Source organism: Oceanicella actignis (assembly GCF_900111545.1).
GTDB classification, from domain to species: Bacteria; Pseudomonadota; Alphaproteobacteria; order Rhodobacterales; family Rhodobacteraceae; genus Oceanicella; species Oceanicella actignis.
Genome location: NZ_FOHL01000001.1, coordinates 500,329 through 515,513, shown reverse-complemented (window position 1 = coordinate 515,513; position 15,185 = coordinate 500,329). Strand labels below are relative to the sequence as shown.

The 15,185-nt window shown below is 69.8% G+C and carries 11 protein-coding genes and 1 tRNA gene; 8 read left to right on the top strand and 4 right to left on the bottom strand.

The window, feature by feature from the left end:
• Positions 1 to 118: 118 nt before the first annotated feature.
• The gene (locus BMW67_RS02385) at positions 119 to 1,474 is read right to left on the bottom strand and encodes an ammonium transporter (RefSeq protein ID WP_072748195.1); all 1,356 of its coding nucleotides are present in this window, start codon (positions 1,472 to 1,474) and stop codon (positions 119 to 121) included.
• A 50-nt stretch (positions 1,475 to 1,524) separates the two neighbouring features.
• Complete coding sequence (locus tag BMW67_RS02380; RefSeq protein WP_072748131.1) at positions 1,525 to 1,863, bottom strand: P-II family nitrogen regulator; 339 nt, start codon at positions 1,861 to 1,863, stop codon at positions 1,525 to 1,527.
• 291 nt (positions 1,864 to 2,154) lie between these two features.
• On the opposite strand from BMW67_RS02380, the gene BMW67_RS02375 reads away from it, so the two are divergent.
• Positions 2,155 to 4,296, top strand: a complete 2,142-nt coding sequence (locus BMW67_RS02375; protein WP_083581535.1) for a transglycosylase domain-containing protein — start codon at positions 2,155 to 2,157, stop codon at positions 4,294 to 4,296.
• A 12-nt stretch (positions 4,297 to 4,308) separates the two neighbouring features.
• Here the strand turns inward: BMW67_RS02375 and BMW67_RS02370 are convergent, their stop codons facing one another.
• Together BMW67_RS02370 and BMW67_RS02365 are read right to left on the bottom strand one after the other, a co-directional pair.
• The gene (locus BMW67_RS02370) at positions 4,309 to 5,016 is read right to left on the bottom strand and encodes a M48 family metallopeptidase (protein WP_072748129.1); all 708 of its coding nucleotides are present in this window, start codon (positions 5,014 to 5,016) and stop codon (positions 4,309 to 4,311) included.
• An 8-nt stretch (positions 5,017 to 5,024) separates the two neighbouring features.
• Entirely contained in the window at positions 5,025 to 6,377 is a 1,353-nt protein-coding gene (locus tag BMW67_RS02365) for a polyhydroxyalkanoate depolymerase (protein ID WP_072748128.1), read from the bottom strand.
• A gap of 203 nt (positions 6,378 to 6,580) precedes the next feature.
• On the opposite strand from BMW67_RS02365, the gene BMW67_RS02360 reads away from it, so the two are divergent.
• The 7 genes from BMW67_RS02360 to BMW67_RS02330 all read left to right on the top strand — a co-directional run bounded on the left by BMW67_RS02360 (position 6,581) and on the right by BMW67_RS02330 (position 15,183).
• Positions 6,581 to 6,904 (top strand): TIGR02300 family protein, encoded by a 324-nt coding sequence (locus BMW67_RS02360; protein ID WP_072748127.1) that lies wholly within the window; start codon positions 6,581 to 6,583, stop codon positions 6,902 to 6,904.
• Positions 6,905 to 7,048: 144 nt separating this feature from the next.
• Positions 7,049 to 7,124: transfer RNA gene (locus tag BMW67_RS02355), tRNA-Ala, on the top strand.
• 290 nt (positions 7,125 to 7,414) lie between these two features.
• Positions 7,415 to 8,383, top strand: a complete 969-nt coding sequence (locus BMW67_RS02350) for a carbon-nitrogen hydrolase family protein (RefSeq protein ID WP_072748126.1) — start codon at positions 7,415 to 7,417, stop codon at positions 8,381 to 8,383.
• A gap of 26 nt (positions 8,384 to 8,409) precedes the next feature.
• Positions 8,410 to 11,175, top strand: coding sequence for an aminotransferase class I/II-fold pyridoxal phosphate-dependent enzyme (locus tag BMW67_RS02345; protein WP_072748125.1), 2,766 nt, complete (start codon positions 8,410 to 8,412; stop codon positions 11,173 to 11,175).
• Positions 11,176 to 11,177: 2 nt separating this feature from the next.
• A complete protein-coding gene (locus BMW67_RS02340) occupies positions 11,178 to 12,626 on the top strand; it encodes a biotin carboxylase (protein ID WP_072748124.1) in 1,449 nt (482 codons plus the stop codon).
• Positions 12,627 to 12,632: 6 nt separating this feature from the next.
• On the top strand, positions 12,633 to 13,607 hold the full coding sequence (locus tag BMW67_RS02335; RefSeq protein ID WP_177174476.1) for a C45 family autoproteolytic acyltransferase/hydrolase: 975 nt from the start codon (positions 12,633 to 12,635) through the stop codon (positions 13,605 to 13,607).
• A 241-nt stretch (positions 13,608 to 13,848) separates the two neighbouring features.
• The gene (locus BMW67_RS02330) at positions 13,849 to 15,183 is read left to right on the top strand and encodes a DEAD/DEAH box helicase (protein ID WP_072748123.1); all 1,335 of its coding nucleotides are present in this window, start codon (positions 13,849 to 13,851) and stop codon (positions 15,181 to 15,183) included.
• Positions 15,184 to 15,185: the final 2 nt, after the last annotated feature.

The window sequence follows — 15,185 nt, the reverse complement described above, 5'->3', positions numbered from 1 at the left end:
CTCCCTGTTCGTTGTCTGTCGGCCATCCTTATCGCCGCCCGCGCCGGGGTCAAGCGCCGCGCGGCGGCCCGCCCCGGCGCGCGCGCGCCGGAACGGGCCCCTCGCGGCGTCAGCGGCCTCAGCCGATCTGCGAGCCCTTGCCGAACTCGGGATAGGCCTCGAGCCCCAGCTCGACCTTGTCGAGGCCGGCCAGCTCTTCCTCCGCGCTCACGCGCAGGCCCATCGTGCGGTCAAGCAGCAGCCACAGCGCGCCCGAGACGGCGAAGGTCGCCGCGCCGACGATGGCGATCGAGGCCAGCTGCCCGAACAGCGTCGCGTCGGGGTTGGTCAGCACGACGGCGATCGTGCCCCAGACGCCGCACATCAGGTGGACCGGAATGGCGCCCACCACGTCGTCGATGCGCAGCCGGTCGAGCAGCGGCACCGCGAAGACCACGATCGCGCCGCCCGCCGCGCCGATCAGCGTGGCCTGGCCCAGCGTCGGGGTCAGCGGCTCGGCGGTGATCGAGACCAGCCCCGCCAGCGCGCCGTTGAGCGCCATGGTCAGATCGACCTTGCGGTAGATGGCCTGCGTCAGCGCGATGGCGGCCAGCGCGCCGCCCGCGGCCGCGGCGTTGGTGTTGGCGAAGATGCGCGAGACGTCCGCCGCGTCGCCCACCGAGCCCAGCGCCAGCTGCGAGCCGCCGTTGAACCCGAACCAGCCCAGCCACAGGATGAACGTGCCCAGCGCCGCCAGCGGCAGGTTCGAGCCGGGCATGGGGTGCACGCGCCCGTCCTTGTACTTGCCCATGCGCGGGCCCAGGATCAGCGCGCCGGCCAGCGCGGCCCAGCCGCCCACCGAATGCACGACCGTCGAGCCGGCGAAGTCCAGAAAGCCCAGCTGCGCGTCCAGGAACCCGCCGCCCCATTTCCACGACGCCTGGATCGGGTAGATGAGCGCCGTCAGGATGGCGGTGAAGACCAGGAACGGCCACAGCTTGATGCGCTCGGCCAGCGTGCCCGACACGATCGAGGCGGTGGTGGCGCAGAACATCAGCTGGAAGAAGAAGTCCGACGCCGTCGCGGCGTAGTCCAGCGCGTCGGCCTGCTCGGGCGCGACGCCGACCGGCTCGAGCGTCGCCGGGCCGAAGGCGCCCAGCACGCCGGCGATGGTCCACCCGTCGCCCGGATACATCAGCCGGTAGCCGATCAGGTGATAGGCGACCGCGGCGATGGCGAACAGCGCCAGGTTCTTGGTCAGCTGCATGGTCACGTTCTTGGAGCGCACCAGGCCGGCCTCGAGCATGGCGAAGCCGGCGGCCATCCACATGACCAGAAATCCGCCGATCAGGAACAGCAGCGTGTTGAAGATGAAGACGGTCTGCGCCGCCGGCGCGCCGGCGGCCGCGGCATCCTGCGCGGCGGCGGGCAGGGCGGCCAGCAGGGCCGGCGCCGCCAGGGCGGCGGCAAGGGCGGTGCGGGTCTTGGATCGCATGGCGGTGACCTTCTTGGACATGGCGGAAAGGGGTTCGATGCGGGCGGGGATCACAGCGCGTCCTCGCCCTGTTCGCCGGTGCGCACGCGCACGGCCTGCTCGAGGTCGAGGACGAAGATCTTGCCGTCCCCGATGCGGCCGGTGCGGGCGGCGCCGGCGATCGCCTCGACCGTGCGCTCGACCGCCGCGTCGGGCACGGCGACCTCAAGCTTGATCTTGGGCACGAAGTTCACGACGTATTCCGCGCCGCGGTAGATCTCGGTGTGGCCCGCTTGGCGTCCGTATCCCTTGATCTCGGACACCATGAGGCCCTGAGCCCCGCTCGAGGCCAGCGCCTCGCGCACCTCCTCGAGCTTGAAGGGCTTGATGACGGCGATGACGAGCTTCATTCGCTTTCTCCGCATGGTTTCTCGGCCCGCCGGGGCGGGCGCGGATATTGCGATGCACAAAGCGTGCCAAGTCGCGCCGGGCCGGAAACATGCGGTCATGATCGAAAAATGAGCAGATGCGGCGCCCGCTTCCGGGGCGAAAAACGATCAAATGCCCAAAATTTGTGCAGAGTGGTGCGCGCGATTTCGCCCCATCCTCTCCACATTCCCGCCGCGGCGCGGTAGTGTGAAGCCCGAGGCGGGCGCGCCGCTTCCGAGAGCCGGGCAACGGCTCCGGGCGGCCGACGGATCATGCCGGCGAAGAGGACGAGCGTGAGCAGACGCAGCAAGCCAAAGGCGCGGGTCGAGCCCGCCCTGTCGGCCGCGCGCCCGGCGGCGGGGACGCGGCCGGGGGGCGGGCGGGCGCGCGCGCGCCGGCGCGGCGCCCTCGATCGCGCGCTTGGCGCCGCGGTGCGCTTCATGCTGCGCTGGATCTGGCTGCTGGGCAGCCGCTTCGCGCTGGGGGTGGCGCTGATCCTGGGCGCGGCGACGTTGTTCTTCTACGCGCAGCTTCCTCCGGCCGAGGCGCTGCTGGACGGGCGCGCGCGCGGCTCGGTGACGCTGCTTGACCGCGACGGGCAGGTCTTCGCCTGGCGCGGGCAGCAATATGGCGGCGCGATCCGCGCGGGCGAGCTGTCGCCGCATCTGGTCAACGCCGTCATCGCCACCGAGGACCGCCGCTTCTGGCGCCATTGGGGCGTCGATCCGCTTGGCCTTGCGCGCGCCATGGCCGCCAACCTGCGCGCCGGGCGGCTGGTGCAGGGCGGCTCGACGCTGACGCAGCAGACGGCCAAGAACGTGTTCCTGACGCAAGAGCGCTCGCTCGAGCGCAAGCTCAAGGAACTGCCCATGGCCCTGGCCATGGAGATGAAATACACCAAGGAGGAGATCCTCTCGATCTACCTCAACCGCGTCTATCTGGGCGCCGGCGCCTATGGCTTCGAGGCCGCCGCGCAGCGCTATTTCGGCAAGTCGGCGCGGGTCGTGACCCCGGCCGAGGCGGCGATGCTGGCCGGGCTGCTCAAGGCGCCCTCGCGCTATGCGCCGACCTCGGATCTGAGCCAGGCGCAGAACCGCGCACAGCTCATCATCGGCCTGATGGAGGAGCAGGGCTACCTGACCCCCGTCCAGGCGGCCGAGGCGCGTGCGCACCCCGCCACGCTGTCGCGCGCGGCGGCGGCGCGCGCGGGCGGCGCCTTCGCCGATTGGGTGATGGAGGAGGGCCCCGCCTATCTGACCGAGGACACGCGCGAGGATGTGCGCATCGCCACCACCTTCGACCCCCGCATCCAGCGCGCCGCCGAAGAGGCGCTGGCCCATGTGTTCGAGACGCGCGTGCGCCCCGGCTCGCGCGCGCAGGCGGCGATCGTGGTCATGTCGCCCGACGGGGCGGTGCGCGCCATCGTCGGCGGGCGCGAGCCCTCGGACGGCGCCGGCCGCTTCAACCGCGCCACCCAGGCCAAGCGGCAGACCGGCTCGGCGTTCAAGCCGGTGGTCTACGCGGCCGCGCTCGAGGCCGGGCGCACGCCCTGGGACGTGGTCGAGGACCGCCCCGTCGAGATCGACGGATGGCGCCCGCGCAACTATGGCGGCGATCATGCGGGGCCGGTCACCTTGACCGAGGCGCTGGCGCGCTCGATCAACACGGTGGCGGTGCGCCTGGCGCAAGAGGTCGGCATGGCCCGCGTCGCCCAGACGGCGCGGCGGCTGGGGATCGAGTCGCCGCTTGCGCCGGGGCTGGCCTCGGCGCTGGGAACCTCCGAGGCGACGCTGCTCGAGATGACCGGCGCCTATGCCGCGATCGCCGCCGAGGGGCGGCGCACCATTCCCTACGGCATCCGCGAGATCCGCCTGATGGGCGACCCGGCGCCGCTCATGCGCCGCGAGCCGCCCGCGCCGGAGCAGGCCGTCTCGGCGATGACGGCGCGGCGGCTGACCGGGATGCTCGAAGAGGTGATCCGCTCGGGCACGGGCCGGCGCGCCGCGCTGCCAGACCGGCCCGCCGCCGGCAAGACCGGCACCACCCAGGCGGCGCGCGACGCCTGGTTCATCGGCTTCACCGCCGATTACGTCGCCGGCGTGTGGATGGGCTATGACGACAACACCTCGCTCAGCGGCGTGACCGGCGGCGGGCTGCCGGCCGAAATCTGGCGCGAGACGATGATGCGCATTCACGACGGCCTGCCGCCGCGCTCGCTCGATTCCGAGCGCGCCCCCCCCGCCGGCGGGCCGCAGGTTCCGGGCGCGATCGCCGACGCGCTTGCCGAGTCGCTTGCCGGGCGCATCCTTTCGGACGTGGTGGGTTTTTTCACGCGCGAGGCGGGCGGCGCGGCGCCGGCCCGCCCGGCGCCCGCGGGCGCGCGGCCCGAGCGGCCCGAGCGGATCGAGCGCTGAGGCGCGGCGCGCTCAGCCCGCCGGATCGAAGCGGAAGCGGTGCAGCGCGGCGCCGTTGGCCCGCAGCCAGGCGCGCTGTTCGCGCCAATCGGGGCGCAGCCGCTCGACCAGCGCCCAGAAGCGCGGGCCGTGGTTCATCTCGACCAGATGCGCGGCCTCATGCGCGGCGACATAGTCCTGCACCGCGGGCGGGGCCATGGCCAGCCGCCAGCTGAAGGACAGCGCCCCCTCGGCGGTGCAGGAACCCCAGCGCGAGCGCGTGTCGCGCAGCGTCACCCGCGCCGGCGCCTTGCCCAGCGCGGCGGCGTGGCGGCGCGCGGCCGGGGTCAGCGCATCGCGCGCGCGCGCGATCAGAAAGGTCTTGACGGCCGGGCCGGGCCCCGCGGCCGAGGGCGGGATCAGCAGGGCGTCGCCGCTCAGCGCCGGCGCGCCGCGCCGGCGGGCGGGATCGGCGCGCAGCACGACCGGCCGGCCGCCGATGGGCAGCGTCATGCCCTCGGTCACCGGCAGGGCGCCCGGCGCGCGGTCCAGCGCCCCGCTCAACCATTCGGCGTGGCGTTCGAGAAAGCCGCGCGCCTCGTCCAGGCTGGCGGCGTCGGGGATCGTCAGCAGGGGCCGCCCGTCGATCCGGCTGACCGACAGCGAGAACCGCCGCGAGCGCGCCGAGCGCCGCACCGTCACGCTGACGGAGGGCCGCTCGAGCCGGATCGACACGCCCATGCGCGCGGTCAGTCCGCCTTCGCGCCGACGGCGGCGGGGAAGGGCGTGACGTTGCCTTCCTCGGCGGAAGGCGCGGCCTTCCCGGCGGCGCCGACGCGCGCCGGGGCGTCCTCGTCCTCGACCATGGCGCGGTGGGCGCGGATGAAGTCGCGCACGCGCGGCTGGATGAACCGGCGCCAGCGCGAGCCGTTGAACACGCCGTAATGGCCCACGGTCTCCTGCACGTAATGGGCGCGCATCTCGTCGGGCAGGTTGACGCAAAGATCGTGCGCGGCCTCGGTCTGGCCAAGGCCGGTGATGTCGTCCTTCTCGCCCTCGACGGTCATGAGCGCGATGTCGACGATGGCCTCGGGGCGCACGAGGCGCTCGTCGCGATACATGAACTCGCCCACGGCCAGGAGGCGCTTCTGGAACACGCGCTCGATGGTCTGGAGATAGAACTCGGCGGTCAGGTCCATGACCGCCATGTATTCGTCGTAGAAGGCGCGATGGGCCGCCGCCGAATCGCCGTCGCCGCGAATCAGGTGGCGGAACTGCTTGAGATGGGCGTCCACATGCCGGTCGAGATTCATCGACATGAAGCCCGACAGCTGCAGAAAGCCCGGATAGACGCGCCGCATGAAGCCCAGATTGGGGAACGGGACGGTGGTGATGACGTTCTGCTCGAACCAGCTGAGCGGGCGAGTCGTGGCCAGCTCGTTGGGCTGCTTGGGGTTGCGGGCTGTGTCGATGGGCGAGCCCATCAGCGTGATCGACGAGGGCCGGCAGGGGTCTTCGTCCTCGGCCATCATGGCGGCGGCGGCCAGAACCGGCACGCCCGGCTGGCACACGGCCAGCACGGCGGGGCGCTCGCCGCCCGCGCCCAGCACCTGGCAGAACTCGATGACGTAGTCGATGTAATCGTCCAGATCGAAGGGGCCGGCGGCCAGCGGCACGTTGCGCGCGTCTTCCCAGTCGGTGATGTAGACGTCGTGCTCGGGCAGCATCTTCTCGACCGTGCCGCGCAGCAGCGTGGCGAAATGCCCCGACATGGGCGCGACGATCAGCACCTTGGGATCGTCGCGCCCCTCGGCGCCCTCGCGGCGGAAGTGCAGCAGCCTGGCGAAGGGCAGGCTGTGGACCACCTCTTCGACGACCGGCAGCTCGCGCCCGTCGACGACGACGCTGTCGATGCCGAACTCGGGCTTGCCGTAACGGCGCGTCGCGTTCACGAACATCTCGAGCGCGGCCGCCGTGGCGCGCGCCGGAAAGGTCGCCGCGGCCGGGTTGAGCGGGTTGCTGAGCGCCTGCTGCCCGATCTTCGCCGCCGCGCGCCACGGGGCGATGGCCGCGTGGGTCAGTTCATAGGCCTGGTAAAGCATGGCTGTCCTCCGAAGATCGCCGGACCCATGGCCCGGCGCTTTGCTTCACGCTAGCGTCATGCCGCGCTGCAAACAAGCCGTTTCGCGGGTGCAACCATCAAGCGGGTTTGACAGCGGGGCGATCTTGTGGCAACCGGCCCGTTCGCTGCAGCAGCGACGCGCGGGCGGTCCGTGCGCCGACACAGACATCCCTGGGGGTTTAGATGGCCAAAGCTGAATGGGGCGCCAAGCGCATCTGCCCGAGCTGCGCCGCCCGTTTCTACGACTTGATGAAGGATCCCGCGATCTGCCCCGCCTGCGGCGCGGAAACGCCGCAATCGGCGTTCGTCGAGCGGCGCGGCGGCGCGGCGGCCCCGGTCAAGGCCAAGGCGGCGCCGGCGACGGCCGCCGTGGTGGACGACGACGATCTGGTGGTCGACGACGCGGACGACGCGGAGGATCTGGTGGTGGACGACGCCCTTCTCGAGGACGAGGAGGACGACGATCTGGGCATCGAGGTCGTCGAGAAGCCCGACGACGAAGAGTGACATCGGCGCCCGCGGCCGGCGGGCGGAGAATTTCGCGGCGGATGCATTTTTCGCTTGATACTCCCGCCGGCGCAAAATAAAGAGCGGTCAGCCGCGGCGAGGGGGGCTCCCAACGCCCCGAAGCGACGGCGCGGCGACCCGGATGGGGCCATAGCTCAGTTGGGAGAGCGCTTGCATGGCATGCAAGAGGTCAGGGGTTCGACTCCCCTTGGCTCCACCAAATTTCCCAGAATTTCCAAACGCATAGCGCCGCGCCTGAGCGCCCCGCGCCGTGGCGCGGGTCGTGAGGCCCGGCGATGCGGGCGGCGAGTCGGCCGTGGCCGCGGCCGGGCCTTTGCGACGGCGCCCGCCACGGCGCGTCGCCGCCCAGGGCGGATGGATGCGGCCGATCCCGATCCGATTCCCCAACCCTGACCGCGTGCGATTCGCGGCCCGAGCCTGCGAAACCTCTGGCCTTCGCGGCCCGATGGGCGGCACAATCGACCCACATCGAACGGAGCGGAAAGTCACATGACACCATTCGCAATCGCCGGCATCCAGATGCATGTCGCGGCGCTGCATTCCAACGTCGAGGGCATGCGCCACCGCCTCGACGTGCTGATGGCGCGGTTTCCCTGGACGCAGATGGTCGTGTTCAGCGAGCTGGCGCCCTTCGGCCCGCTCGAGCAGTTCGCCCAGCCCTTTCCGAACGACACGCTGGCGCTGTTTCAGGAGGATGCGCGCCGGCATGGCGTATGGCTTCTGCCCGGCTCTATGTTCGAGAAGCGCCCCGACGGGCGGATCTTCAACACCGCGGCGGTGATCAATCCCGATGGCGAGATCGTCGCCAAATACTCGAAGATGTTTCCCTTCCGGCCCTACGAGGCCAATGTCTCGGCGGGGACCGAGTTCTGCATCTTCGACGTGCCCGGCGCGGGGCGCTTCGGCGTCTCGATCTGCTACGACATCTGGTTTCCCGAGACCACGCGCCACCTGACCAGCCAGGGCGTCGAGGTTCTGCTCAACCCGGTGCTGACCGGCACCACCGACCGCGACGCCGAGATCGCCATCGCCCGCGCCACGGCCGCGCAGTTCCAGTGCTACGTCTTCGCGGTCAACGGCCTGGCGGCCGGCGGGGTGGGGCGCTCGGTGGTGGTGGATCCGGCGGCCATGGTCCTGCACCAGAGCCATGGTCAGGAAGACATGTTCCCGATCGAGATCGACTTCGACCTGGTGCGGCGCCAGCGCGAGACCGGCCTCAAGGGCCTTGGGCAGGTGCTCAAGAGCTTCCGCGACCGCGAGGTGGACTTTCCGGTCTACGACCGCGCCAGCGGCGCGGATGCGTGGCTGCACACGCTCGGCCCGCTCGAGATGCCGCGCAAGGGCTCGACGGCCGCCGCGCCGGCGCCCGATCCGCGCATCGCGCCGGGCTATCGCGAGGACCCGGCGCGCCCGGTGCGCAACGAGGCGCCTTTCGGCGCAAGAACCGGCGCCGACTGAGGGCGCCGCCAAGCAGGGGGGAAGGCATGAAGCTGCACGACCAGGGAGGGCGAGGGCACACGATAAGGGACTATTACAGCGCCTCGCAGCTGAGGATGGACCGGTGGAGCACGCTGCGCGAGACGATGGAATCGCTGCAGCGCGCGGGCCCCGCGGGCCGTTCGGCCGACAAGCTGGCGCGGCGGGCGGCCGAGCTGCTCGAGGCGCTGGCGCCGATCGAGCTCTATTTCGCCTTTCCGGGCGCCGCCGCCTTCGAGCACATGCGCCGGCTGCTCGAGGCGCGCAACATCGACGACCTGTCGCATGTCGTGCGGCGCGTGGCCCGGGCGCTGACCTCGGGCGCCTACCGCCGCCGCTCGATCCAGCTGGTGGGCGAGACCGGAGACAACGAGGATTTCGAGGACGAATCCACCCTTCCCGTCGATGCGCGCGCCCTGGGCCGGCCCTATTTCGAGGTGCTGGTGGTCGACGACGTCAACGAGCATCACGAGCGCTTCCTCAAGGCCAGCCTGCAGCGGATGCGCCGCGTCGAGGATCCCTTCATCTACGAGGCGGTCGTGGCGCCCAGCGTCGAGGACGCGCTGATCGCGGTGCTTTTCAACCCCAACATCCAGGCGGTGGTCGTCCGGCCGGGGCTGTCGCTCAAGTCGCGCAACAAGCTCGACATCCTCAAGCGCTATCTCGACCGCGTGGGCGACGACGAGACCGTCGACGCGATGGAGCCGTGGGACTACGGCCCCGAGCTGTGCCGCCTGATCGCCCGCATCCGGCCCGAGCTGGACGCCTATCTGATCACCGACCGCTCGGTCGAAGAGATCGCCGGCCTCGATCTGGGCCTGTGCCGGCGGGTGTTCTACAATCAGGAAGATTTCCTCGAACTGCACCTGAACATCCTGCGCGGCGTCAACCGGCGCTACAAGACGCCGTTCTTCTCGGCGCTGAAGGAATATTCCAAGCAGCCGACCGGCGTGTTCCACGCCATGCCGATCAGCCGCGGCAAGTCCATCTCGCGCTCGCACTGGATCCAGGACATGGGCGCCTTCTACGGCCCCAACATCTTCCTGGCCGAAACCTCGGCGACGTCGGGCGGGCTTGACTCGCTGCTCGAGCCGCGCGGCCCGATCAAGGAGGCGCAGCTGGCCGCGGCGCGGGCTTTCGGCTCGAAGCAGACCTTCTTCGCCACCAACGGCACCTCGACCTGCAACAAGATCGTGGTGCAGGCCCTGGTGCGCCCGGGCGACATCGTGCTGGTGGACCGCGACTGCCACAAGTCGCACCATTACGGCCTGGTGCTGGCGGGGGCGCAGGTGGTCTACCTGGAAAGCTACCCGCTGCACGAATATTCGATGTATGGCGCGGCGCCGCTGTCCGAGATCAAGGGCAAGCTGCTGGAGCTGCGCGCGGCGGGCAAGCTGGACCGCGTGCGCATGGTGCTGCTGACCAACTGCACCTTCGACGGCATCGTCTACAACGTGCAGCGCGTGATGCAGGAATGCCTCGCCATCAAGAAGGACCTGGTCTTTCTGTGGGACGAGGCCTGGTTCGCCTTCGCCCGCTTCGATCCGACCTATCGCGAGCGCACCGCGATGGAGGTCGCCAACCGCCTGCGCCAGACGCTGCGCACCCCCGAGCACGCCGCCGCATGGAAGGCCCAGCAAGAGGCGCTGCGCGACGCGGACGACCAGGCCTGGCTCGACGCGCGCCTGCTGGCGCCGCCCGACGCGCGGGTGCGCGTCTATGCCACCCAGTCCACCCACAAGACGCTGACGGCCCTGCGGCAGGGCTCGATGATCCATGTGAACGATCAGGACTTCAAGGGCGAGGTCGAAGAGGCCTTTCACGAAGCCTACATGACCCACACTTCGACCAGCCCGAACTACCAGATCATCGCCTCGCTGGACGTCGGGCGCCGGCAGGTCGAGCTGGAGGGCTTCGAGTTCGTCCAGCGCCAGATCGAAAGCGCCATGGCGATCCGGCGCGCCGTGGCCGACCATCCGCTGCTGAGCAGGTATTTCCGCGTTCTCTCGCCCGCCGACATGATCCCCGAACGCCACCGCGAAAGCGGCGTGACCCGCTACTACGACAAGGAGCGCGGCTGGACCGACATCTGGGAGTGCTGGGCCTCGGACGAGTTCGTGCTGGACCCCACGCGCATCACGCTTCTGGTCGGCGCCACGGGCTGGGACGGCGACACCTTCAAGACCAAGGTGCTGATGGATCGCTACGGGATCCAGATCAACAAGACCTCGCGCAACACCGTGCTGTTCATGACGAACATCGGCACCACGCGCTCGTCGGTGGCCTATCTGATCGAGGTGCTGGTCGAGATCGCCAAGGAGCTGGACGAGGTGCAGGACGACGCCTCGAAGATGGAGCGCCTCGCCTTCGAGAAGCGCGTCTCGAGCCTGATCGAGCACGTTCCGCCGCTGCCGGACTTCAGCCGCTTTCACGACGCCTTCCGCAGCCCCGGCGCCACGCCCGAGGGCGACCTGCGGGCGGCCTTCTTCCTCGCCTATGACGAGGAGATGTGCGACTACGTCGAGCTTGACGAAAAGCTGCTCGAGCGGCTCGAGGGCGGCGAAGAGCTGGTGTCGGCCGCGTTCATCATCCCCTATCCGCCGGGCTTTCCGATCCTGGTGCCGGGGCAGGTCATCAGCCCGCAGATCCTGCGCTTCATGATGGCGCTGGACGTGAGCGAGATCCACGGGTTCCGGCCCGATCTGGGCCTGCGGGTCTTCAACGAAAAGGCTCTCAAGAGCGCCGAAAAAACCAAGTCCAACGGGAGATCCTGACCATGGTCAAGAAGGTCTTGAAGAACATATCCGAAATACGTCGGTATTTTCACACGAACGAAGAGCCCATATACTTCGTGTCGGCGACGAACTTCAATCTTCTCGGCATCGACGAGTGGGTGAAGAATTTCAAGTATATCTGCTACATGGACTGCTTCGACGGCCGGCATCCCAACGTCTTCGTGCCCTCCGAGATGCCGCATGACGAGTTCCAGTCGATCGAGGACATCAACAACTATCTCCTCCAGCACAAGGAAGTCATCGACCTGATCAAGCGCCGGGGCGGCAAGCCGCGCTTCGTGTTCCTGATGTTCGACGAAAGGACCGAAGAGCTGGTCAAGGAGCTTGGCGGCGAGATCTGGTTCCCCAAGGCGAAGCTGCGCAAGAAGCTCGACAACAAGATCGAGACCGTGCGCGTCGGCAACAAGGCGGGCGTGCCGTCGGTTCCCAACGCTCTGTCCGAGGTCCACAGCTACGAACACCTGCGCCAGATCGCCGACAAGGCGGGCCTGGGCGACGACCTGGTGCTGCAATCGGCCTTCGGCGACAGCGGGCACACGACCTTCTTCATCCGCTCGGAGGCCGATTTCCGCAAGCACGAGCACGAGATCGTCGGCCAGGGCGAGATCAAGATCATGAAGCGGATCGACTGCCGCGGCTCGGCGATCGAGGCCTGCGCCACGCGCGAGGGCACCATCGTCGGCCCCCTGATGACCGAGCTGGTGGGCTTCAAGGAGCTGACCCCCTATCGCGGCGGCTGGTGCGGCAACGAGATCTTCGCCACCGCCTTTTCGCCCAAGGTCCGCCAGCAGGCGCGGGATCTGACCTTCAAGTTCGGCGAGCAGCTGCGCAAGGAGGGCTATCGCGGCTATTTCGAGCTGGATTTCCTGATCGACAAGAAGACCGGCGAGCTTTGGCTGGGCGAGCTGAACCCGCGCATCACCGGCGCCAGCTCGATGACGAACCACGCCGCCTTCGCCCATGCCGACGCGCCGCTGTTCCTGTTTCACCTGCTCGAATTCTCGCGCAAGCCGTTCAAGCTGGACGTCGACGAGATCAACGAGCGCTGGGCCGATCCCGACATGATCGACAGCTGGTGCCAGCTGGTGATCAAGCACACCGAGGACAGCGTCGACATCATCACCGACGCGCCCCAGTCGGGCATCTACAAGATGCTCGAGGACGGCCGCGTGGTCTACGACCGCTTCGACTACCACCGCCGCGCGGTCGGCGAGAACGAGGCCTTCTTCCTGCGCATCCTGCGTCAGGGCGACTACCGCTACGAGGGCGCAGATCTCGGGATCCTGGTCATGCGGGGCCGGGCGATGACCAACGCCTTCAAGCTGACCGAGAACGCCAAGCGTTGGATCCACGGCATCAAGTCGGCCTATTCGGCGCGTCCGCTGCCGGCCGCCGCGACCCTTGAAGAGCCGGCGTTCAAGATCATGTGACGGGGGATGACGCTGATCTTCCGCGCCCTTTGCGAAGCGCAGCCCGGTCCGCGCGTGGCCGGGCTGTTTCACGAGTTCTGGCCCGCCTATCGTCGCTGGTGGGCCTCCGAAGGCATGACCGCCCGCCCCACCTACATGGAGTGCCGCCGCGCGCTGGCGCGGCACATGCCCGAGATGCTGGGCCTTTACGACCAGCTGTGCGAGCTGGCGGGCGGCGGCGACAACGCGGCAAGGTTCCTCAGCTTCTACTGTCCGCCCAGATATCTGGCCGGCTGCAGCCAGGCGATCTGGCCGGGCGACGAGCCGCTTTTGGTGCGCAATTACGACTACAGCCCCGCGGCCTTCGACGCGGTCGTGCTGAAGACGGGCTGGCTTGGCAGGCGGGTCATGGGCATGTCCGACGGCGTCTGGGGTCTGCTGGACGGCGTCAACGACGCGGGGCTGGCGGTGTCGCTGACCTTCGGCGGGCGGCGCGAGGTGGGCGAGGGCTTCGGGGTGCCCTTGATCCTGCGCTACGTGCTGCAGACCTGCTCGACCGTCGCCGAGGCCTGCCGCACCCTTGCCCGCGTGCCCTGCCACATGAGCTACAACGTGACGGCGCTTGACGCCGCGCGCCGCTTCGCCACCGTTCATCTGGCGCCCGACCGCGACGCCGTCGTGACCAACGCGCCGGTGGCCACCAACCATCAGGAGCGGGTCGAGTGGGCCAGCCACGCCCGCTTCACCGCAACCGTCGAGCGCGAGCGATTCCTGCTCCACCGCCTGACCCTGCACCCCGAGACGCAAGAACGCTTCATCGAGGCGTTCCTGCGGCCGCCGCTTTACTCGACCGCCTTCTCGTCGGGCTTCGGCACGCTTTACACGGCCGCCTATCGCCCCCGGCTGGGCGAGCTCGACATCCATTGGCCCGGCGCGCGATGGCCCATGTCCTTCGACGCCTTTCCCGACGGCGAGCGGCGCCTTCTGGCGATTCCCGCCTGAATGGCCGTCCCGGGCCGGGGCGCGTTCCCCGGCCGCGCGGGCGGCGCGGCTTGACAATCGGCGCCCGGCCGTCCACATAGCTTGCACCAGTTGCCCCGCGATAGCGCGAAGCGTCCGTCAAGGACGTCACGTCCCGGGACCAATCCTCTGAATACATTCCGCCCCGGCCGCGCCCGGCAGGCGGGCGACGCCGGGACCGGCCGCGCACAGGCGCGCTCCGTCCCGAGCATGGGAATCATCTGTGACCAACGTCAAATTCGCCGAACTCGGCCTTGCCGAGCCCCTTCTCCGCGCGCTTGCCGCGCGGGGCCACGAAGAAGCCACGCCCATCCAGGCGCAGGCCATCCCCGCGCTGCTCGAGGGCCGCGACATGCTGGGCATCGCCCAGACCGGCACGGGCAAGACCGGCGCCTTCGCGCTGCCCATCCTTCACCGCCTGTCCGGCGCGCGGGGCGGCTCGCGCCGCGAGCCGCGCGCGCTGATCCTGGCGCCGACGCGCGAGCTGGCCATACAGATCGGCGAAGAGATGCAGGCCTATGGCAAGTTCGCCGGCCTGCGCCACACCGTCATCTTCGGCGGCGTCAAGCACGGCCCGCAGTTCCGTGCCCTGTCGCGCGGCGTGGACGTGGTCATCGCCACGCCGGGCCGGCTGCTCGACCATCTCGACCAGGGTTCGCTGTCGCTGCGCGCCGTCGAGGTGCTGGTGCTGGACGAGGCCGACCGCATGCTGGACATGGGCTTCGTGCGCGACGTGCGCCGCATTCTCAAGGCCCTGCCCGCGCAGCGCCAGTCGCTGCTGTTCTCGGCCACCATGCCGCGCGAGGTCGCCGGGCTGAGCGCCGAGATCCTGCACGACCCGATCCGCGTCGAGATCGCGCCCCAGTCCACCACCGTCGAGCGCATCGCCCAGTCGGTGCGTCATGTGAATCCGGGCATGAACAAGCGTCAGCTGCTGGAAGAGACGCTTGCCGATCCCGAGATGACCCGCGTCATCCTGTTCACCCGCACCAAGCATCGCGCGAACAAGGTGGCCGAGGATCTGGCCCGCGCCGGCATCGAGGCGGACGCCATCCATGGCGGCAAGTCGCAGAACGCGCGCCAGCGCGCGCTGGCGCGGTTCAAGTCGGGGCGCGCGCGCGTGCTGGTCGCCACCGACATCGCCGCGCGCGGCATCGACGTGGACGCCGTCTCGCATGTGGTGAACTACGAGCTGCCCAACGAGCCCGAAAGCTATGTCCACCGCATCGGCCGCACCGCGCGCGCCGGCGCGGCGGGCTCGGCGATCTCGTTCTGCGATCCGTCCGAGCGCGGCTATCTGCGCGATATCGAGCGCGTGATCCAGATGCGCCTCGACGTGATCGGCGATGGACCCGAGGGCCGCGACGAAAAGCCCGCCCCGCGCGGCGGCCTTGGCCGCGGCCGGCCCGCGCAGGGGCCGCGCGGCGGCGCGCCCAAGAAGGCGGGTGGACGTCCCGCGGCCGGCAAGCCGGCCTTCGGCAAGCCCGCCTTCGCCAAGCCCGGCGGCCGCAGGCCCCGGCGCGGCGGCGCGGGGCGTCCGGCGCAGGCCACCGCCTGAGC